The organism is Novosphingobium album (ex Hu et al. 2023) (assembly GCF_022832385.1).
Lineage (GTDB): Bacteria > Pseudomonadota > Alphaproteobacteria > Sphingomonadales > Sphingomonadaceae > Novosphingobium > Novosphingobium album.
The window spans coordinates 118,496-139,578 of the sequence record NZ_JALHLE010000016.1 but is presented as its reverse complement, the minus strand read 5'-3'; the positions used below and the strand labels follow the sequence as shown (position 1 = coordinate 139,578).

16 protein-coding genes and 1 pseudogene are annotated in these 21,083 nt (G+C 66.1%); all 17 read right to left on the bottom strand.

What is annotated here, in order from left to right:
- Positions 1–1,278 (bottom strand): annotated as a pseudogene (locus MTR64_RS11775) (SPOR domain-containing protein); the annotation flags it as partial.
- A gap of 129 nt (positions 1,279–1,407) precedes the next feature.
- A complete protein-coding gene (ftsZ, locus tag MTR64_RS11770) occupies positions 1,408–2,970 on the bottom strand; it encodes a cell division protein FtsZ (protein WP_243994031.1) in 1,563 nt (520 codons plus the stop codon).
- A 190-nt stretch (positions 2,971–3,160) separates the two neighbouring features.
- Positions 3,161–4,441 carry a cell division protein FtsA gene (ftsA, locus tag MTR64_RS11765; RefSeq protein ID WP_243994029.1) on the bottom strand — a complete coding sequence of 427 codons (1,281 nt, stop codon included), beginning with the start codon at positions 4,439–4,441 and terminating at the stop codon, positions 3,161–3,163.
- Between the two features lie 49 nt (positions 4,442–4,490).
- Positions 4,491–5,429 (bottom strand): cell division protein FtsQ/DivIB, encoded by a 939-nt coding sequence (locus MTR64_RS11760; RefSeq protein ID WP_243994027.1) that lies wholly within the window; start codon positions 5,427–5,429, stop codon positions 4,491–4,493.
- A complete protein-coding gene (locus MTR64_RS11755) occupies positions 5,426–6,379 on the bottom strand; it encodes a D-alanine--D-alanine ligase (protein WP_243994026.1) in 954 nt (317 codons plus the stop codon). The genes MTR64_RS11760 and MTR64_RS11755 overlap by 4 nt, the downstream gene beginning before the upstream one ends.
- Positions 6,376–7,305, bottom strand: a complete 930-nt coding sequence (murB, locus tag MTR64_RS11750) for a UDP-N-acetylmuramate dehydrogenase (RefSeq protein WP_419144940.1) — start codon at positions 7,303–7,305, stop codon at positions 6,376–6,378. Before murB ends, MTR64_RS11755 begins: the two co-directional genes overlap by 4 nt.
- 112 nt (positions 7,306–7,417) lie before the next feature.
- Positions 7,418–8,827 carry a UDP-N-acetylmuramate--L-alanine ligase gene (gene murC, locus MTR64_RS11745; protein WP_243994022.1) on the bottom strand — a complete coding sequence of 470 codons (1,410 nt, stop codon included), beginning with the start codon at positions 8,825–8,827 and terminating at the stop codon, positions 7,418–7,420.
- 100 nt (positions 8,828–8,927) lie between these two features.
- Positions 8,928–10,187, bottom strand: a complete 1,260-nt coding sequence (murG, locus tag MTR64_RS11740) for an undecaprenyldiphospho-muramoylpentapeptide beta-N-acetylglucosaminyltransferase (RefSeq protein WP_243994019.1) — start codon at positions 10,185–10,187, stop codon at positions 8,928–8,930.
- The gene (locus MTR64_RS11735; protein WP_243994017.1) at positions 10,184–11,380 is read right to left on the bottom strand and encodes an FtsW/RodA/SpoVE family cell cycle protein; all 1,197 of its coding nucleotides are present in this window, start codon (positions 11,378–11,380) and stop codon (positions 10,184–10,186) included. Before MTR64_RS11735 ends, murG begins: the two co-directional genes overlap by 4 nt.
- The gene (gene murD, locus MTR64_RS11730; protein ID WP_243994014.1) at positions 11,380–12,750 is read right to left on the bottom strand and encodes a UDP-N-acetylmuramoyl-L-alanine--D-glutamate ligase; all 1,371 of its coding nucleotides are present in this window, start codon (positions 12,748–12,750) and stop codon (positions 11,380–11,382) included. The genes MTR64_RS11735 and murD overlap by 1 nt, the downstream gene beginning before the upstream one ends.
- 12 nt (positions 12,751–12,762) lie before the next feature.
- A complete protein-coding gene (gene mraY / locus MTR64_RS11725) occupies positions 12,763–13,833 on the bottom strand; it encodes a phospho-N-acetylmuramoyl-pentapeptide-transferase (protein WP_243994012.1) in 1,071 nt (356 codons plus the stop codon).
- Between the two features lie 17 nt (positions 13,834–13,850).
- A complete protein-coding gene (locus MTR64_RS11720) occupies positions 13,851–15,332 on the bottom strand; it encodes a UDP-N-acetylmuramoyl-tripeptide--D-alanyl-D-alanine ligase (RefSeq protein WP_243994010.1) in 1,482 nt (493 codons plus the stop codon).
- 2 nt (positions 15,333–15,334) lie between these two features.
- Positions 15,335–16,798 (bottom strand): UDP-N-acetylmuramoyl-L-alanyl-D-glutamate--2,6-diaminopimelate ligase, encoded by a 1,464-nt coding sequence (locus MTR64_RS11715; RefSeq protein ID WP_243994008.1) that lies wholly within the window; start codon positions 16,796–16,798, stop codon positions 15,335–15,337.
- Entirely contained in the window at positions 16,795–18,507 is a 1,713-nt protein-coding gene (locus MTR64_RS11710; RefSeq protein ID WP_243994044.1) for a peptidoglycan D,D-transpeptidase FtsI family protein, read from the bottom strand. Before MTR64_RS11710 ends, MTR64_RS11715 begins: the two co-directional genes overlap by 4 nt.
- An 83-nt stretch (positions 18,508–18,590) precedes the next feature.
- The gene (locus MTR64_RS11705) at positions 18,591–19,130 is read right to left on the bottom strand and encodes a hypothetical protein (RefSeq protein WP_243994007.1); all 540 of its coding nucleotides are present in this window, start codon (positions 19,128–19,130) and stop codon (positions 18,591–18,593) included.
- A complete protein-coding gene (rsmH, locus tag MTR64_RS11700) occupies positions 19,127–20,101 on the bottom strand; it encodes a 16S rRNA (cytosine(1402)-N(4))-methyltransferase RsmH (RefSeq protein ID WP_243994005.1) in 975 nt (324 codons plus the stop codon). The genes MTR64_RS11705 and rsmH overlap by 4 nt, the downstream gene beginning before the upstream one ends.
- Positions 20,098–20,700 carry a division/cell wall cluster transcriptional repressor MraZ gene (locus tag MTR64_RS11695; protein ID WP_243994003.1) on the bottom strand — a complete coding sequence of 201 codons (603 nt, stop codon included), beginning with the start codon at positions 20,698–20,700 and terminating at the stop codon, positions 20,098–20,100. The genes rsmH and MTR64_RS11695 overlap by 4 nt, the downstream gene beginning before the upstream one ends.
- Positions 20,701–21,083 lie beyond the last annotated feature (383 nt).

The following is a 21,083-nucleotide window of genomic DNA, read 5'->3' as shown; positions in this document are numbered from 1 at the left end:
CGGGGCGGAGGGCTCGGGCGGCGCGGCGGCTGCGGGCGCAGCAGGAAGGTTCGCCAGATCGAAACCGGGCGCAGGCGGCTTTGCCGCCGCTTGCACGGGAGCCGGCTTCTGGACCGGAGCCGGGTTCATGGCGGGAACCGCAGCCGGAGCGGCAGGCGAAGGCTTGCGTTCCTGCGGCGCGGCAGCTGCCGCGACAGGCATCGGCCTCCGCTCGGCAAGCGGAGGCAGTTCCCCGCTGCTTTCGATCGCGGGCTTCGGTTCGGGCGGGGGCGTCCGGTCGGGATCGGCCGCCGCAACGGCGCCCCTCACCGGCCTGCGGCTCTCCGCATCTGCCTTTGCCACGCTGGCCTTGCCGGTCTGGCCCTTTGCCGTCTTCGCGCCCTTGCGGCCACGATCCAGCGCCTCACCCTTGGGCACAAGCGCGGAATCCGCCGAGGCTACGCGCCGCGGCGCGTAAGCGGCAAGGCGCGGATCGTCCTGACCGATTTCAGAGGCGCGGGGAAAGCGGCCGAGATTGGCCGCCGCGGCCTGCTGCGCCTTGGTCAGGCGCGGCATGTAGCGCATGTAGGGCGCCACGCTTTCGGCCAGCTTCGGCGGCAGGATCGTCTCGGTAATGTCGACCGCCTGCTTGGTTTCGCCGGCGATGGCAAGGGTAAAGGCGCGGGCGCGCCAGCCGGGTTTGTCCTGCTTGCGCAACAGCGGCATGAGCGTGGCTTCCGCGGCCTTCTGATCGCCGCTGATCGCCTGGCTGATGGCGAGGCGCATCCGCACGTCATCGCTGTCGTTCGCCAGCATGGCCATGGCATAGTAACGCTGCGCGGTCGCATTGTCGCCGACAAGGTCGTAGGCCAGACCCCGGTCATCCGCGATCTGCGCCGGCACGGCGCCAGCCTTTGCCGCGGCCTCGAAATAGGGAATTGCCGAAACCGGATCGCCGGTCAGCACAAAAGTGCGACCCAGCCCCGCCTTCACGCGCGCATCGTTGGGAATGATCTCGTCAGCACGGCGGTAGAAGCCGGCCGCTGCGTCCAGATCCCCCAGACCGCGCGCCGCATCGCCGGCATCGACAAGGGCATCGGCGTCGCGCGGATTGCGGCCCAGCTTCGTCAGCGCATCGCTGAGCCGTGACCGGTCCGGATTTGGAAGCGCCTGAACGACCGGCTGCGACACCACCGGCGCGCTCTGCGCGAGCACACCGGCAGACCAGATGGCAGATACGCCAACGGCAGCTCCGGCCAGTAACCGCAAAACCACTTCCACCCGCAAGATACGAGACACCCTTGCCAGACAACAGCCAAAGCGCGGCTGCAAGCGCCCTATGCGCACCGCCCGATGAACCCCGGACGAACACGGCGGATGCGGGGAAACGGCTCGTCTCCCCCTTGGCGCGATCCGCCGCGCGGCCGCCTACTGGTTGTTCTGCCTGCCCAGGAAGCGCGGGATGCTGATCGAGCCGTTGTCGTCTTCCTCTTCCTCAGACGGTTGCTCGCTGGCAACCGGCTTGGGACGGGAAAGACTGGTCATGCGCTCGAACAGCGTGCTCCCACCCGCAGCCGGACGGGGTCGCTGGGAGTAATCTTCCGGCGGCGGACTGGCGGGAACGGCCTGCCCGCCATCCAGCAGCAGCTCATCCTGACGGCCGCCCGGCGGGGCGGCGAAAGGCGGTGGTGGCGCCTCTTCCTCAGCACCGAGTTCAAGCGGCTCGCTGCGCGATCCGCCCATCCCCGAAAGGCTCGCGTAGTTACCCGAGGTGGCATCGTCCAGCTCTTCGCCGCCTTCGAACTCGTCGCTTGCGCCGAGTTCGAGTTCATCCGAAGGCTCGTAGGGCTCCGGGACGGCAGCAACCGGGGCCGGCGCGGGCTCGGGCTCGCTGTACGGTGCGGGCTGCGGTGCCGCAGGCACTTCGGCGACGGGCTGCGGCGCGGGAGCCTGCACGGCAGGACGCACCGGCCCGCGCGAGGCGCCGAGATTGAGCGGACGCGACGCCTCCTCGGCCATTTCCGCGGTCTGCTCGATTCCGGTGGCGACCACCGAGACGCGGATCTTGCCCTGCAGGTCGGGATTGAAGGCCGAACCCCAGATGATGTTCGCGTCGCTGTCGACCAGTTCGCGAATGTGGTTCGCGGCTTCGTCAACCTCAAGCAGCTTCATGTCGTCGCCGCCGATGATCGAGATGATCACCCCCTTGGCGCCCTGCATCGACACCCCGTCGAGCAGCGGATTGGCAATGGCGCGTTCGGCCGCTTCCAGCGCGCGGTTCGGGCCTTCACCCTCGCCCGTGCCCATCATCGCCTTGCCCATCTCGCCCATGACCGAGCGCACGTCGGCGAAGTCGAGGTTGATGAGGCCCGGCATGACCATGAGGTCGGTGATCGAACGGACACCCTGCTGCAGCACTTCGTCGGCGAGCTGGAAGGCCTCCTTGAAGGTGGTCTCCGCCTTGGCGACGAGGAAGAGGTTCTGGTTCGGGATGACGATCAGCGTATCGACGTGCTTCTGCAGCTCCTCGATACCCGAATCGGCCGAACGCATGCGGCGCGTGCCTTCGAACAGGAACGGCTTGGTCACCACACCGACGGTCAGCACGCCCTTGGCGCGCGCGGCCTCCGCGATGATCGGCGCAGCGCCGGTGCCGGTGCCGCCACCCATGCCGGCGGCGATGAAGACCATGTGAACGCCGTCGAGCAGACGGTCGAGCTCTTCCAGCGTCTCCTCGGCGGCGGCACGGCCGACCTCGGGGCGCGAACCGGCGCCGAGACCCTGCGTGATGTCGGGCCCGAGCTGCACGCGCGTTTCGGCGATCGAATTGTTGAGCGCCTGCGCGTCGGTATTGGCGACGACGAAGTCGACACCTTCGATCTGGGCTTCGATCATGTTGGCGATCGCATTGCCGCCGGCGCCACCCACGCCGATCACGACGATGCGGGGACGAAGTTCATCGATTGCCGGCGGTCCGATATTAATGCTCATTCTGCTCTCCTGGCACTCGCGCGCGCGAAGAAAAACCTTTGACTAGTCTGATTGCACGCTTCGACTCATCGAAGCAAAGCATGGTAAACCTTTGTCCACAGCGAATGCCGCCCGCTAACGGCATTTGCGCACCATGTGACCGCGCCTGTTGCACGGCTGGCCCCGCCGCCATGCGCGAGGCCCGCACCGTTCAGAAATATTCCTTGAGCGCGTGATAGACACGCCCGGCCATTCCCAGCCCGCTCAGCTTCACGGTCCGCTGCGCGCGGCGCCCCATCGAACGGATGTCGACGGGATCGGCCGCAGCATACAGCACCAGCCCCGCCAGTGTCGAGAAACCGGGCTTCACGTGCGCTTCGGCAAGCCCTGCCAGATGCGGCACGCGGCCGACACGCACCGGTTTGCCGATCGCCGCCTGGGCATAGTCGGCCAGACCCACCAGTTCCGCGCCGCCGCCGGTAAACACCACCTGCTGGCCGCGCTGGCTGTTGAAGCGCATCACCTTGAGCGCCTTGTTGACCTCTTCCGTGATCACGCCGAGCTGGCCGGTGATGACGCCGATCAGTTCCGCCCGCGGGATCCGGTTCTTGTCATCGGCATGGCGGGCCCGCGGGCCGCTGTCATCCTCGCCAGGGGCATAGACCGGGATCATCTCGCGGTGATCATGCGGGCTGGTGATCGCCGAGCCATTGACGCACTTGAGCCGTTCGGCCTGGAAGCGCCTGATGCCGAAGGCCGAGGCGACGGCATCGGTGATGTCGGCCGAGCCCATCGGAATGGCCACCATGTCCTTGAGCATCCCCTGCTCATAGACCGCCACATTGGTCACTTCAGCCCCGAACTCGACCAGCGCAACGCCGAGATCGCGTTCCTCGGGCGAAAGACAGGCCTGCCCCGCCGCGATCGGCGAGGCGACAACGGCCTCCACTTCAAGGTGCGCGCTCTGCACCGCCTCGGTCAAATTGCGGATCGGTGCGCCATCGGCGAGCATCACATGGATATCGACCCCCAGCCGCTCCGCATGGAGCCCCCGGGGGTTGGCGACGCCGTGCGCCCCGTCCAGCCGGTACTGCGCGGGCTGGGCATGGAGCACCATGCGCCCGTCCGGCCGGATCACGTCGCGCGCAGATACCAGCAGGTGATCGATGTCTTCCTGCTCGATCCGGCGCCCGCCGATCTCGGCATCGAACTGGTCGATGCGGCTGGCGAGTCCCGCGCCGGAGCAGCCGATCCAGACCTTCTGCACGGCGGTGTCGGCCATCTTCTCGGCCCGGTCGATGGCATCGCGCACGGCATAGGTGGCGGCGGCGATATCGGTGACATAGCCGCGCTTGATCCCCTGACTGGCGCGGTGGCCCGATCCGAGCACGACCATGTCGCCCATCTCGTTGATCCCCGCCACAATCGCGGAAATCCGGAACGAGCCGATGTTGACCGCGCCGAACACGCGGGTGATGCGCGGACCCGCCATTATGCGCCGTGCTCCATAACACTCCCCATGGTGTTCCCCATAACCTGCCTCATTCCGCGTCCGCCTGCGCCGTATGCGGCACCGCACCGGCCTTGAGGGCCAGCTCCTTGCCCTCCTCGTCGGGGATGCGCATGTAGATGCGGTCCTTCGCGCGCATGTCGAAAGCCGTGACCTTGCCGCCGAGCAGGCGGTTGGTGCCGTCGAGCCGTGCGAAGGTGACCAGTGCACTTGCCGATTCGGCGTCGCCTTCGGGCAGCGCCAGCACCTGACCGGTGTGGAAGGTGAGATTCCAGCGGCGGTTGCCGATCCACTCGGCCTCGGCCACGCGCGGCTTCAGCGCGGGCGCGGCCTCAAGCAGGTGCGACAGTTCCACGACCTGCTGGCCCGCGCCCGGACCGGACACGATCAGCCTGCCTTCCGCATCCTTGCGGCTGATCACTTCGAGTTCCTGGCCGGTGTCGTCGATCAGCACGAAGCGGTCCGCCTTGCGCAGCACCGCGTGCGGCGTGCGCTCGACGATGTCGACCACAAGGGTATCGGGAAGCTGGCGCGACACGCGTGCATCCTGCACCCACGACAGGGCCAGCAGTTCCTGACGCAGCCTTTCGAGATCGACCAGCGGCATCGCCCGGTCCCGCTCGGCCAGCGCCTTTTCATAGACCTTCAGCTCATTGAGGTGCTTCACTCCGCGCACTTCAACGCGCTTCACCTCGAACCCGGACTCGGCGGCGATCTGCGAAAGCTGGTAGCCGGCCATCGCCGGCAGCCCCGCCATCGAGGCGATGATCCAGGCCAGCGCCAGCGCCCCGCCCAGAATCGCGAACAGGAAGATCCGGTGCAGCTGCTCTTCGGAAAACGGCAGCCAGCCCATGACCTTGTCGACCGCGGAGCCGGTCTGCTCGCGCGCCGAACGAACCTTGGCCCTGTTGCCCTGAGAGGCCGCGACCTTGCGGGCGGTCGGCGCCTTGCGCCGGATCGTGGTGCTCATCTGGCCCCCTTCCGCTTTTCAGCATCGGCCAATGCTTCGGCAATGATCTCTTCGACCAGATCGGGATAGTCCATGCCGCAGGCCTTCGCCTGTTCGGGCACGAGGCTGAGCGGCGTCATGCCCGGCTGGGTGTTGGTTTCGAGCAGGAACAGCCCTTCGACGCCCTGCGTATCGTCCCAGCGGAAGTCCGAACGGCTGGTGCCCTTGCAACCCAGCAACTGATGCGCGCGCAGGGCGAGATCCTTGCAGGCCTGCGTGATCTCGTCAGGGATCTGCGCCGGGCAGACGTGCTCGGTCATGCCATCGGTGTACTTGGAATCGAAATCGTAGAAGCCGGACTTGGGCTTGAGTTCGGTGACCAGCAGCGCGCGGTCTCCGATCACGGCGGTCGTCAGCTCGCGGCCGCGGATATAGGGCTCGGCCAGCAATTCGTCGAACTCCTGCCACGGCCCCGTCACATCACGCGCGATCGGATTGCCGTAGTTGCCTTCCGCCGTCACGATCGCGACGCCCACCGACGAGCCCTCGTTCACGGGCTTGAGCACATAAGGACGCGGCAACGGATCGCGCTCGTAAATTTCCTCGGACTTGACCACGCGCCCGCCCGGCATCGGAATGCCATGCGGCACCAGCGCCTGCTTGGTCAGTTCCTTGTCGATGGCGATGACCGACGTGGCGAGCCCCGAATGCGTGTAGGTGAGGCCCATCAGGTCCATCATGCCCTGCACCGTGCCATCCTCGCCCGGCGCGCCGTGGAGCGCATTGAACACGACATCGGGCTTCACCTCGGCAAGCCGGATCGCGACGTCGCGCCCCATGTCGATGCGCGTGACCTTGTGGCCCTTGCTTTCCAGAGCCTTGGCGACGCCTTCCCCGCTCATCAGCGAGACCGGCCGTTCATTCGACCATCCACCCATCAGGACTGCGACATGGAGCTTGGGGAGTGTCACTTTTTACCTACTCGTTCTTGGTCTGGCGCTCCGGCAAACATGCCGACGCGCTGAATTTCCCATTCGAGCGTGACGCCCGAATTATCCTTCACCCGCCGGCGCACTTCCTCGCCCAGCGCTTCGATGTCCGCGCTGGTGGCCACGCCGGTATTGATGAGGAAATTGGTATGTTTTTCCGAAACCTGCGCACCGCCCAGTTGCAGGCCGCGGCATCCGGCCTTGTCGACCAGTTCCCACGCCTTGTGGCCATCGGGGTTCTTGAAGGTCGAACCGCCGGTCTTGCTGCGCAGCGGCTGCGAGGCTTCGCGGCTGGCGGAGATGCGGTCCATCTCGGCCTGAATGGCTTCGGGTTCGCCGGGGCGCCCCCTGAAGCGCGCGGCGACGACTACGGCGCCTTCGGGCAGCTGCGAATGGCGGTAGGTATAGCCGAGGTCCGCGTTCTGCAGCGTGACCAGCTCGCCCGAGCGCAGCACCACGTCGCAGTCGACGAGAATGTCCTTCACCTCGCCGCCATAGGCGCCGCCGTTCATGCGCACGAAGCCGCCGACCGTGCCGGGGATCGAACGCAGGAACTCGACGCCGGCAATGCCGTTGTCACGCGCGGTCGAGGACACCAGAATACCCGAGGCCCCGCCGCCGCATTCGAGAGTGAGGTCAGCGGTCTTCGTCACCTTTGCAAAGGCCTTGCCCAGACGCACGACCACGCCGGGCACACCGCCATCGCGCACGATCATGTTGGAGCCGAGGCCCAGCGCCATGACCGGCACGGCCGGGTCGAGGCCGCTCAGGAACTGCTGCAGGTCGGCAAGGTCCCTGGGCTCGAACAGCCACTCCGCCACGCCGCCCGACTTGAACCAGACGAGCGGGGCCAGCGGGGCGTTGGGGGTGAGTTTGCCCGAAACCGCAGGAAGAACAGGTTGCGCCACGGCCATCATCCTTCGACAAGCTCAGGATGAGCGGATTGGGAAACGGAAAGCATAAAAACCCCCGCTCGTGCTGAGCTTGTCGAAGCACATGTGCGAGGCGCAACGTAGGAGTTCACCCCGCCCTCCGCGCCTTGATGGCATCGGCGAGCCCCGCAGCCCACTTGGTGATGTCGCCCGCGCCAAGGCACACAACCATGTCGCCAGGCTGCGCCGTTGCCGCGAGCGCGTCGGCGAGCGCGTCCGGCCCGGCGATGACTTGCGCCGAGCGGTGCCCGCGCGCCTTCATGCCTTCGACCATGTGCTCGCTGTCGATGCCCTCGATCGGCTGTTCGCCGGCGGCATAGACCGGCGAGGCATAGACCACGTCGGCATCGTTGAACGCCCCCTGAAAGTCATCCATGTGGTCGCGCAGGCGCGTGTAGCGGTGCGGCTGGACCACGGCGATGACCCGGCCTTTCACGCCCTCGCGCGCAGCGGCGAGCACGGCGCGGATTTCCACCGGGTGGTGGCCGTAATCGTCGATGATCGTGACATCATCGACTTCGCCGACCTTGGTGAAGCGGCGCTTGACCCCGCCGAACTTGCCAAAGCCGGTCTGGATCACGGTATCGTCGCAGCCCATCTCGACCGCGACGCCGACGGCGGCCAGCGCGTTCTGCACGTTGTGGCGGCCGGGCATCGGCAGTTCGATGCCCTCGATCCGGCGGAAAGTGCCGTCGCGCTGGCGCAGCGCCACGTCGAAGCGGTTGCCGCCGGGAACCGGGGTGACGTTTTCGCCGCGAATGTCCGCCTGCGCGGAAAAGCCGTACGTCACCACGCGGCGGTCGCGCACCTTGGGGATGATCGCCTGCACTTCGGGATGGTCGATGCACAGCATCGCCGCGCCGTAGAACGGGACGTTCTCGATGAATTCGACGAAGGCTTCCTTGACCCGGTCGAACGAGCCGTAGTGATCGAGGTGCTCGGGATCGATGTTGGTGACGACGGCCAGCGTGCCGTCAAGCCGCAGGAACGAGCCGTCGCTTTCATCGGCCTCGACCACCATCCAGTCGCTCTCGCCAAGGCGGGCGTTGGAGCCATAGGCATTGATGATGCCGCCGTTGATGACGGTCGGATCGACCCCGCCTGCATCGAGCAGCGCCGCGACCATCGAGGTCGTGGTGGTCTTGCCGTGCGTGCCGGCCACCGCGACAGTGTTCTTGAGCCGCATCAGCTCGGCGAGCATCTCCGCGCGGCGCACCACCGGGATGCGGTGCTCGAGCGCATAGACCACTTCCGGGTTGTTGCGCTTCACGGCAGTGGAGGTGACGACGACCGCGGCGCCTTCCACGTTTTCAGCAGCATGGCCAATCGAAACCTTGATCCCGCGCCCGCGCAGGCCCTCGACCACGTAGCCTTCGGCAATGTCGGAGCCCTGCACCGAATAGCCGAGGTTGTGCATCACTTCGGCAATGCCGGACATGCCGATGCCGCCGATGCCGACGAAATGGATCGTCCCGATGTCTGTGCCGACGCCCTTCACTGTGCCACCCCGCGCGGGAACCCATGCTTCGACAGGCTCAGCATGAGCGGTGTTTGGAAACGGTACATGAGGAGCCGCTCATCCTGAGCTTGTCGAAGGATCACTGCACGGGCTCCATCGCCAGTGCCTCGCCGCCAGTTGCAGGCGCGGCTTTTTCCATCCGGATCACGTCCATGATCGGGCTGGCGCCGAAGCTTTCGACAAGGTCGGCCAGATCACTCGCAGCATCGGGATAGCCGCAATTCCATGCCGCGTGGGCCGCGTTGCCGAGGGTCTGCGGATTCTTGGCAATCGCCTGGATCTGCAGGCAAACGTCCTTGGCCATCTTCTGGAAGATGTCCGCCTGTTCCTTGAGCAGCGCGTTGCGCCGGTCTCCGCGATAGGTATCCGGATCTTCGGTGGTGACGGCAGGCTGGCGGATGACCCGCGCGCCACCTGCCGCGACGATTTCGCGCGTGTTGGCAGACTGGTGATCGTCCATCGCGTAGGGTAGCGGGATCAGGATCGCAGGACGGCCGACCGCTGTCAGTTCCGCGATCGTCGACGCCCCCGAACGGCCGATGAACAGGTGCACCCCGGCCAGACGCTCCGCCATGTCCTCGAAATAGGTCGCCAGTTCGGCGGGAATGCCATGCACGGCATAGCGCTGGCGCACCGCCTCGATATCTTCCGGGCGGCACTGCTGGATGACCTGCAGGCGCGAACGCAACGTCGGCGGCAGCATCGCAAGCCCGTCGGGGATCACCTGCGAAAGCACCCGGGCGCCCTGACTGCCCCCGGTCACGAGAATGCGAAAAAGACTGTCCTCGGTGAATTCGGGAAATGGCTCATCGCGCAGGCTGAGCACTTCGGCGCGCACCGGATTGCCGACGAGCGTGACCTTGTCTTCATGCTTCGGATCGAGCAGGTCCACCTGCCCGCATGACGTGGCGATGGCATCGACCTTTCGCGCAAAATAGCGGTTCACCCGGCCCAGCACCGCGTTCTGCTCGTGCAGGACGATCGGCAGACCGGCAGAGCGTGCGGCCAGCATCGTCGGCATCGCCGGATATCCCCCGAAGCCGACAACGGCAGTGGGGCGGAAACTGTCGAACAGGCGCAGCGCCATCGAGCGGCCCTGCAATATGCCCCTCGCGCCCTTGATCCAGCCCAGCGGATTCTTGCCCGCGATGCGGCCCGGCGGCAGCACATGCGAGGTCAGGTAATCGGGCTTGCCCGGGATCGCCGCCCCGCGCTCGTCGGTGATCAGCGCGACATGGTGGCCGCGCTCATGCAGTTCAGCGGCCAGCGCGAATGCCGGGATGAGGTGTCCGCCGGTGCCGCCCGCGGCAAGCACATAGTGGCGGGAAACCGAGGTCATTGCGTATCTCCAATAGCGCGCAGCGAAAACTTCTCGCGCTGGATGAACGGATTGCGGCGGGTGATCGCCAAGAGCAGCCCCATGCACAAACACATCGCAACCGTGGATGAACCGCCATAGCTGATCAGCGGCAGGGTCATGCCCTTCGACGGGAACAGCTGCAGGTTGACGAGGATATTGATGAAGGCCTGCCCGCCGAACTGCGCGGCAAAGCCCGAAGCGGCAAGCACCGTGAACAGGTCTTCCTCGTCAACCAGCCGCATGATCACCCGGAACAGGATCGCCAGATAGACCACGACGATGATCATGCAGGCGATAAGCCCGAATTCCTCGCCGATGACCGAGAAGATATAGTCCGTATGCGCTTCGGGCAGCGCCATCTTGCGCGTGCCCATCCAGAAGCCAAGCCCTGTCCAGCCGCCGTTGAGCAGGGTGCGCTGGGCCAGGTCGACCTGATCGAAGGCGGTGCCGCCGAACAGGAAGTTGTCGATGCGGTTCCGGCCGTTGTCATAGGTGAAATACATCAGGACAAGGCCAAGGATGCCGATACCGAAAAACATCGCCAGCCGTTTGACGTCGATCCCCGAAAGCAGGATGAGCACCAGAAAAGCGCCCGAAAACAGCATGGTCGATCCGAAGTCCGGCTGCAGCATGAGTAGCGCACACAGGAAGGCCATGAGCACGAAGCAGATCGCGACCACCGGAATCTGCGGGTCACGTGCCCGCCATGACAGGATCCACGCCAGCAGGATAGGATAGCCGCACTTGAGGAATTCGGAGGGCTGCAACGAAACACCAAACCGCAGCCAGCGCTTGGCACCGTTCACTTCCGAACCGATCACCGGGACCAGCACGAGCGCGGCCAGCATCCCTGCACCGATCAGGATTCCGAAACGCCGCGCGCTGTCCTTGGTCAGGCTCGAAGCCCAGAACATCGCCCCCAGCCCCAGCACCTGCCAGCGCATGTGGAGATAGAAGAAGTAGAGCTCCGGCAGCCTCTCGTGCGCGGTGGAGAGCCTGCGCGCACTCGCCGGAGAACCGGCGGCCACTGCGACAGCCCCGATCGCCATGAGGATTAGCACGAGGATCAGCGTACCGCGATCGATCTCCTGCCACCACACCGCCAGCCGGCCGCGCCGGTTGCGGTTGTAGCGGCTCGCGGCAGTGCCCGGGAGCGGGGCCAGTGTCGCCATCAGCCTGCTCCCTCAACTGCGTCGTCGGGGGTCAGCAGGGCCTCCACGATCTGGCGGAAGGCATTGCCGCGTGCCTCGAAATCACGGAACTGATCGAAGCTGGCGCAGGCCGGCGAGAGCATGACGATATCGCCGGGCTTCGCCTCGGCCATGGCCTGACGGATTGCCTCTGCCATCATCTCCGAGCGGTGGATGCGCGTGTAGGGTGCAAGCAGGTCTGCGAACAGCGGCCCGGCATCGCCGATGGTATAGGCCGCCGCGATATTGCCGAAGTATGGCGCGCACTCGTCGAGATCCTCGCCCTTGGGCAGGCCGCCGAGTATCCAGTGGATGCGCGGCTCCGGCCCGTTGCCCCGGTCGGTCGGCGGGAACGCGGCAATGGCGGGCGCCGCCGAAGCCGGGTTGGTGGCCTTGGAATCGTTGATGTAGATGACGCCGTTCGCCTCGGCGACCCGCTCCATGCGGTGCGGCAGTCCGCGGAAGTTGCGCAAGGCCTTCTTCCACTGCGTCTTGCCGATCCCCAGGGCTTCGACGATCGCGATGGCGACAGCCGCGTTCTGCAGATTGTGCGGGCCCTGCAGCGAGGGCCAGTCCTTCTGCAGCTTGGCGAAATCCTCTCCCCCGGCCATGCGCACGAAGCCGGGTTCGCGGCGAGCAGCCTCGATGCGGGCGATCGCGCGGGTGTCCTTGTCGGTCGTGCCGAACACCGCGCGGTGATCCTTGGCCTGCATCTCGAACAGCCGCGCCTTAGACGCCGCATAGCCCGCGAAGCCTTCGTAGCGGTCGAGATGATCGGGCGTGATATTGAGCAGTGCCGCAACCTCGCAATCGAGGCTGAAGGTCAGGTCGATCTGGTAGCTGGACAGTTCCAGCACGTAGACCCCGCCTTCCGGCAAGGGATCGTCGCTCAGCACCGGAACACCGATATTGCCGCCCACACGCGCAGGCACGCCGGCGACCGTCAGGATATGATGGACCAGCGAGGTCGTTGTCGACTTGCCATTGGTCCCGGTAATGCCGACGACGCGGTGCGCGGGCAGGCTCGGCCGGGCGAGCGCAAACAGCTCGATATCGCCGATCACCGGAACCCCGGCCCGCTGCCCGGCCTCGGCGATGGGATGGCGGTTCAGCGGAATGCCGGGCGAGACGACAATGCCATCATACCCGGCAATATCCGCAGTGGTGGGATCGCCCAGCTCAACCTTGCCGCAATCGACCCATTCGCACAGGCCCTGCCGCGGCTCGTCGCGGCTGTCCCACGCCATCACGTGCGCTCCGCTCGTCACCAGCGTGGAGACCACGGCCTGACCCGACCGGGCCAGACCAAGGACCGCGTAACGCTTTCCGGCAAAGGCGGGAGAGACGATCACGCGCGCGGCCTCCTATCGCAGCTTGAGCGTGGAAAGGCCGATCACCGCAAGGACGATCGAGATGATCCAGAACCGGATGACGACCGTGGATTCCTTCCAGCCCTTCTGTTCGAAATGGTGGTGGATCGGCGCCATGCGGAACACCCGGCGGCCGGTGCGCTTGAACCAGAACACCTGGATGATCACCGAGACCGCTTCGAGCACGAAGAGGCCGCCGACGATGGCCAGCACGATCTCGTGATGCGCGGAAACCGCGATGGCACCCAGCGCACCGCCGAGTGCGAGCGAGCCGGTATCGCCCATGAACACGGCCGCAGGCGGCGCGTTGAACCACAGGAAGGCCAGTCCCGCCCCCATGATCCCGGCGCAGAAGATCGCCAGTTCGCCCGCGCGCGGCACGTGCGGGATGCCGAGATAGGTCGCGTAGTCGACGCGGCCGGCGAGGTAGCAGATGATTGCGAAGGTACCCGCCGCGATGATCACCGGCATCGTCGCCAGCCCGTCGAGGCCGTCGGTGAGGTTCACCGCGTTGCCTGCGCCCACGATCACGAAGGCGGCAAAGACGTAGTAAAGCGGCCCCAGCGGGATGTAGCGGCCCGACAGGAACGGCACGTAGAGGTTGGTATTGAGCTGGCTGACGATGATCCATGCGGCGATGCCGGCAACGATAAATTCGAGCAACAGACGGATCTTGCTCGACAGGCCGGCATGGTGGCGCTTGGTCACCTTGTCGTAGTCATCCATGAACCCGATCGCGCCGAACCCGACTGTCACCGCGACACAGGCCCAGACGAAAGGATTGCCCATGTCCATGAACAGCAGCATGGACAGGACCAGCGCGGTCAGGATCATCAGCCCGCCCATCGTCGGCGTGCCGCGCTTGGCGAGGTGCGTCTGCGGACCGTCCTCGCGGATCGGCTGTCCCTTGCCCTGGCGCACGCGCAACATGCTGATGAACCTGGGGCCGATCAGCAGCCCGATGATCAGAGCCGTCATCAGCGCCGCGCCGGAGCGGAACGACTGATAGCGAAGGAGGTTCAGGAACCCTTCGAAATGAAACCACTCGGCGATGAGATACAGCATCTTGCGGGGGCGCCCCCCTACCCTTCCTGCTTGCTTAGCTCCGTCACGAGAGAAGCCAGCCCCACCGAATTCGATCCCTTGACCAGGATGGCGTCATCCCGTTCAAGCCCGAATGCACGAAGGGCATCGACAGCTTCCCCCACACTCGCGCAATGGGCGAAGGACACCGGTTTGCCAAGCTCCGCGTCGCCCGGTTTCCCCAGTTCCTCCGCCAATGCGAGCATCTCCTCGCCGACCAGAACCGCATAGTCGACATGCGCTTCGCGGATCGATGGCGCGAGCGCCGCGTGGTAGCCGGGGCCATGGTTGCCCAGTTCCTTCATCGCCCCCAGAACGGCGATGCGGCGGCGCGCCGGCGTGCGGCCAAGCTGCGCCAGCGTGGCACGCATAGAGGCCGGGTTGGCGTTGTAGCTCTCGTCGATCAGCAACGCCTTGCGCAGGCCCTGCTCGTCCGGTTCACCGCCCGGCACGTCGATCTCGAGGCGGGCACCGCGTCCGGGCAGCCCGCCCATTTCCGCGAGCGCGACACCGGCGGCGCCGAGATCGCCCTTCACCGCGCGGACCGCCGCCATGACCGCCAGCGAATTGACGACGTGGTGCTCGCCCGGTGCCGCGATCGTGTAGCACACGCGGCGGTCTCCCATGTCGACCGTCACCAGCGAACCGCCGCCGATGGCCGGGACGGTATCGAGCAGGCGCACGTCCGCATCGGCCGACTTGCCGAACGAGACGACATGCGCACCGCACCGCAGCGCAGCCTTGCGCAGCCGCTCGAAGTGCGGGCTGTCGGCAGGAATAATGGCAGTGCCGCCCGATTCCAGGCCCTGAAAGATCTCCGCCTTGGCGTCGGCGATCGCCTCTTCCGAGCCGAGCATCTCGATGTGCGCTGGCGCGATCGTGGTGATCACGGCCACATGCGGACGCACCTGCCGGGTCAGCGCGGCGATCTCGCCCGCGTGGTTCATGCCCATCTCGAAGACTGCGAAACGCGCGCGGCTGGGGGTGCGGGCAAGGCTGAGCGGCACGCCGACGTGGTTGTTGTAGCTCTTGACCGAGCGGTGCGCATCGCCGCGGCTGGCACGATCAAGCGCGGTGAAGATCATCTCCTTCACCCCGGTCTTGCCGACCGATCCGGTCACGCCGATCACCGGCCCGCGGGTACGGGCGCGAGCGGCGGCGGCGAGGCGTTCAAGCGCCTCCGTAGTATCGGTGACGAGCACGTGCGGGCCATCGACGGGGCGGTCCACCACGACAGCGGCGGCGCCCTTGGCAAAGGCCATATCGACGAAGCGGTGGCCGTCCATGCTCTCGCCCTTGAGGGCAAAGAACAGGTCTCCCGGCTGCACGTCGCGGCTGTCGATCTCGACGCCCGAAACGGTGAAATCCGCGTTGGCCGTGCCCTTGACGGCGCGGGCGATGGAAATCGCATCCCACAGGACGTGCGAATTCTCTTCGGCCGCGTCCACGGGCCAGTCGAGAATGCGGGCAACAGCGCTCATCGTCACTTACCTCCCAGCGTGCCAGCCATTTCCCTGGCCACGGTAACATCGTCGAATGGCAGCACGCGAACATTGTCGCCGCTGCCGATGATTTGCCCCTGTTCGTGCCCCTTGCCGGCGACCAGGACCACGTCCCCGGCCCCGGCCTCGGCAACTGCAGCGCCGATAGCCGCGCGCCGGTCGCCGATTTCCCTTGCCCCTTCGCCCATGCCGGCCAGCACCATTGCGCGGATGGCAGACGGCTCCTCGCCGCGCGGATTATCGTCGGTGACGATCGCCACGTCCGCGCCCTCGGCGGCGACGCGGCCCATTTCCGGTCGCTTGCCCTGATCGCGGTCCCCGCCCGCGCCAAACACAGCGATGAGCCGGCCCGTCACATGCGGGCGCAGCGCCGCGATCGCGGCTTCCAGCGCGTCGGGCGTATGCGCGTAATCGACATAGATGGGCGCTCCGGCAGGCGAGATCGCCGCACGCTCGATACGCCCACGCACCGTGACGAGCCGCTTCACGGCATCGAACGTCGCGTCGGGCTCGCCGCCGGTCGCCAGCACCAGCCCGGCCGCGACCAGCGCATTGGCCGCCTGATAGGCACCGATCAGTGGCAGGTCGATCACCCGCGCCTTGCCCTCGTGTTCGATTTCCAGCTTCTGGCCGAGCGCTGTTGGTGTCCGCCCGACAAGCCTTATGCCGTCGCCCCTGGCACCCACCGTGAAGAGCTTGAGACCACGCGCCCTTGCGTGAGCGATGGCCTTCTCCGACCACGCATCGTCCGCCCAGATCACCGCCGTGCCGCCGTCCATGACGACTTCATCGAACAGCCTCATCTTCGCGGCGAAATAGTCGTCCATCGTCGCGTGGTAATCGAGATGATCGCGGCTGAGGTTGGTGAAGGCCCCGGCACGCACGCGCGGCCCTTCGATGCGGAACTGCGAGAGGCCGTGGCTGGAGGCCTCGTAGGCAACGTGGCTCACCCCTTCGCGGGCAAGCCCGGTCAGGTTGGCAAGGAAGGTCACGATGTCCGGCGTGGTCAGCCCGGTCGAGACGCTCTCGTCGCTGGTGGTCACACCCAGCGTGCCGATCGAGGCCGCACGCTGCCCGGCCATGCGCCACAGCTGGCGGGTCAGTTCGACCGTGGAGGTCTTCCCGTTGGTTCCGGTCACCGCAACGAGCGTCTCGGGCACCGGTGTATAGAAGGGGGCGGCCAGCCGCGCGAACAGGCGGCGCGGCTCGGCATCGGCGAAATGCACCGCGCCTTCGACCCTGGCCTCCGGAGCGGCAACCACGGCAACGGCACCTGCGCCGACGGCGGCCGGAATGAAATCCTCGCCGTTGAACTTCGCCCCGCGAAAGGCGCCGAACACCGTGCCCGGCGCCACCTTGCGATGGTCGATCGCAAAGCCCGTCACGTTGGCGTCGCTGCCATCGAGGGCAAGGCCTGCAGCCGCACAAAGGGCGGAAAGTTTCATTCGCCGCTGTCTCCCTGCGGTATCAGAGACCTGAGGTCGGAGATGTCGATATCGCGCGTCTCGTCCGGCATGATGCCGAGCAAGGGGCCGATACGCGGCACCAGCCGTCCCACGGCGGGAGCCGCGTTCCATGCCGCAGTACGCTGGAACGACGTCGCCTCCGTACCTTGCGGCTCATCCATCATCGCGACAACAACGTAGCGCGGCTTATCCATAGGAAATGCTGCGGCGAAAGTCGTGATCAGCGCGTGCTTACGATAGCCGCCCACGCCCGGTTTTTCCGCCGAACCGGTCTTGCCGCCGATACGGAAACCCGGCGCGTCCGCCTTGCGACCGGTGCCGTAGTCCACGATCATCCGCAGCAACTGGCGAATGCGGGCGCTCGCGGCCGCGCTGAACACGCGGCGCCCCGCCGGAACTTCGGAAGGATCGAGCTTGTCCAGCGTCGCGGGACGCCAGATGCCCCCGTTGACCAGCGCCGCATAAGCCGTCGCCAGATGCAGCGGGGTAACTGCCAGGCCATGACCGAACGAGACCGTCATCGTCCGCAGCCGCGGCCAGGTGCCCGACGGCCAGATCGGGAAACCACGCGCGGGCAGTTCGATGGTCGGGCGCTCGTTCATGCCCAGCGTTTCCATCGTTTTCTTCAGCCGCTCGCCTCCCATTTCGTCAGCCACTTCGGACATCACGATGTTCGAGGAATGGATGAGGGCTTCGGGCACGTTGAGTGTCGAACCGTAATTGTGGTCGTCGTGGATCGTGAAACGGCCGACGTGCAAAGGCGCTGCCGGCCAGCGGCGGCTCATGTCGGTGACCGTCCCGGCATCGAGCGCCGCAGCAACCGTGATCGGCTTGAACGTGGAGCCCAGCTCGTAGACCTGATTGGTCACGCGATTGAAGCCGTGCGGGACTTCCCCTTCCCTGGCCTCGGCAGGAGAGACCATCATGTCGTCCGGCTTGACGTGGTTGGGATCGAAGGCGGGAAGCGAGGCGAGCGCCAGCACTTCACCGGTTTCGGCGTCGAGCACCACACCGCCCGCACCCTTGGCACGGCTGAGCGACATGGCCTTGCCCAGTTCGTCCTCGAGCGCGCTCTGGACCCGGAAATCGATCGACAGTACGGCCGGGTGGGTGCGCCCCTCCATGCTGGTGAGCTGCTTTTCGTAGACCTGCTCCATGCCGATGTGGCCCTTGCCATCGCTATCGACATAGCCGAGCACGTGGGCCGCCATCGACCCTTGCGGATAGAAGCGGGTCTCTTCCAGCGGATATTCCAGCGCCGGTTCGCCCAGCGCGTGAACGCGATTGGCCTCTTCGGGAAGGATCGACTTGCGGATATAGCCCGCCTTGCCCGACGATAGCTGGGCGATCACTTCGCGCCGGTCCAGATCGGGGAAGATCCGCAGCAGGCCATTAGTCACTTCCTCGGGCGTATGAATCAGCGGCGGCCCCTCGGTCATCGCCTTGGGATTGAACCACAGCGAATAGACACGGAAATCGCGGGCCAGCACCACGCCATTGCGATCGACGATCTCGCCGCGCGACGGGATCAGCGCGTCACCCAGCTCGCCGCGGTGCGTGGTTACGCCAGTCGCGCCGAGATAGGTAATACGGCCCAGCGCACAGAGCCCGACGAGCACGAAGACTCCGAGCACCCAGAGCGAGCGCAGCTTGGCCACCAGCAGTGAGCGCTGTCGTACGTTCACCATCTTGCGCCGCCCGGCAGCGGCTGCCGTCGGCACAGCGCCTCGCGCTACCGGGATCGCCCCTGTCGGATAGGCAAGGGCGTTCACTACTGGCCTGCCTCCGCGACTTCGATGCGAGCCAGACGCTTGCCGAGCGCAGCGGCATCGCGCGCCAGTTCGGCACGTTCGGGATCACGCCCCTTCGCCGTGGCGGGTGCGGGTTCGGACAGGGCAGCCGCCGTCGCTCCCGCGACCGGCGAAACCATGGCCAGCAGCGAGGATCCGGTATCCTGCGACACCGGCTTTTCGGCATTGGCATAACGAATCGGCTGCGGTGCACCCGGCCCTGCCGCCATGCCCAGCGCCGCCAGTTGCCGCTCACCCTCGATGTACTGCCCGGCCACGGGCGCCTTGTAGCCGAATTCGAGGTCGTTGAGCTGCCTGAGCGCCTGCTGGTTCGAACGGGTCTGGAACTCGGTCTGCAAGAAATCGATGTCCTGCTGCACCCAGACCATCTTCTTCTCGGTGTCGTAGACCTGGCTCTTCACGGCGTTGACCCGCAGCGTCAGCGCAATCGTCATGGCGCCGCAGACCAGCAGCACCGAAGCCCACCCGATCGAACGGATACGGTCGCTGGTAAGGTTCATGCGGCACTCCTATGGGCATTGCGGGCGGGGGCATCGGTGCGCACGGCGCTGCGCAAGGTGGCGGAACGGGATCGCGGATTGACGGCCAGCTCGGCCTCGCCGGGGCGCACAGCCTTGGCGACGCTGTCGAAAGTGGGCGCGTTCGCGGCAGCGACCTGCGGCAAGTGGCGCGAGGTCGCCTTTCCTGCGGTGCTGGCATCGCGCAGGAAGTGCTTCACCTTGCGGTCCTCCAGGCTGTGGAAGGTCACCACGGCCAGCCGTCCGCCGGGACGAAGCAGCGTCTCTGCACCGGCCAGACCGGCATCGAGCTCGTCGAGTTCGCCGTTCACGTGGATGCGGATCGCCTGGAAGCTGCGCGTCGCCGGATCCTTGGGCGCGCCGGGACGGTAGCCGAGTGCCTTGCGCACGACGCGAGCCAGTTCACCGGTCGTCTCGATCGGACGGGCCGCAACGATCGCGCGAGCCACGCGGCGCGACTGGCGCTCTTCGCCGTAGAGATAAAGCACATCGGCGATGTCCGCCTCATCCGCTTCATTGACGAAGTCGGCGGCAGACGGACCATCCTGGCTCATGCGCATGTCGAGCGGGCCATCCGAAGCGAAGGCAAAGCCGCGTTCGGCCTGATCGAGCTGCATCGAAGACACGCCGATATCCATGACCACGCCATCGACCGCATCGACCCCCGCCTCGGCCATGCCCTCGGCCATCTCCGAGAAGCGGCGCGGGTGGAGGACCAGCCGGGGCGGCACGGTTTCCAGTTCGGGCCAGCGCACGGGATTGGCCCGAATCGCCGCGATCGCGTCGGGATCACGATCGAACGCGTGCACGGTCGCACCGGCATCGAGCAGGCGGCGGGTGTAGCCGCCCGCACCCAGCGTCGCATCGACGATGAGATCGCCGCCCTGGGGGTTCAGGGCGGCGATCACCTCCTCAACGAGCACGGGGATATGCGGGATGCCGGGGGCGCTCATTTCTTCTTCGCCTTGGCCAGTTCCGCCTCGGCGGCCGAGCGGCAGATTTCGATGGCGCCTTCCAACTCGGCGTCATCGCCCATCTTGTAGAGCTCGTCCGGATTCCAGATGGTGATGAACTGGCCGACGCCCTGGAAGTAGAGCTGGTCCTGGATGTTCGCGAGGCGGGCGAGGCCTTCGGGCAGGACGAAGCGGCCGGAACCGTCGAACGGCACCTGCTGGAAGGTGTAGAGGGCCATGGCCTTCTTCACGCGGTTGAACGGGCGCCCGGCGGCGTCCGCACGGGCCTGTTCGCGGTCGAGTTCGTCTTCGAATTCAGCGACGCGGGACAGGCCGAAGCCGACGAGGCACTTCCATTCGGGGAACTTGGCGAGGCACAGCACGTCCTTGCCGCTCGATTCGCGCACGGTGCCGCGAAGAGCGCTGGGCAGCACGAAGCGGTTCTTGTCGCGTAAAAGCGAAAAGCCCTGCCCGCTGTAGAAGATCGGCTGCCCCGCCATGATATCCCGCTTCGCCCCAAACGTATTCGTCTCGGGAACAGCAAAGCCCTCCCCCAACCGCACACCCACGCGGCAGGGTTCCGCATCCACACGAGACACGGCGAGACTCAGCCATTCCGATTGACTGTTTTCATATAACGGGAAATGCGGGGATTAAAGGGAAATATGGGGATCAGGCGGAATTTATCCACCAACGCGCGTACCATACCCCCCTAACCCCAAGATCCAAAGACCTGCCTCGCGAGCCAAAAGCCGAATAAAATCATTTATTTTCAATAATAAACTCGAAACAGGCTGACCGTCCCCGACAATCCCCATTCCGGATTGAAAATCCCCGCCGACTCCCCTGCCTCCTCCTTTCACCGGAAAAGTGCCGGAAACGTCAGTTACTGCGCAACGCGGCCGAAAAGCTTGCTTTCCAGGCAGGGGCACGCCGCCTGCCGAGCGTCCCGCACATTCCCGGCCCGGCAGCCACATCGGCA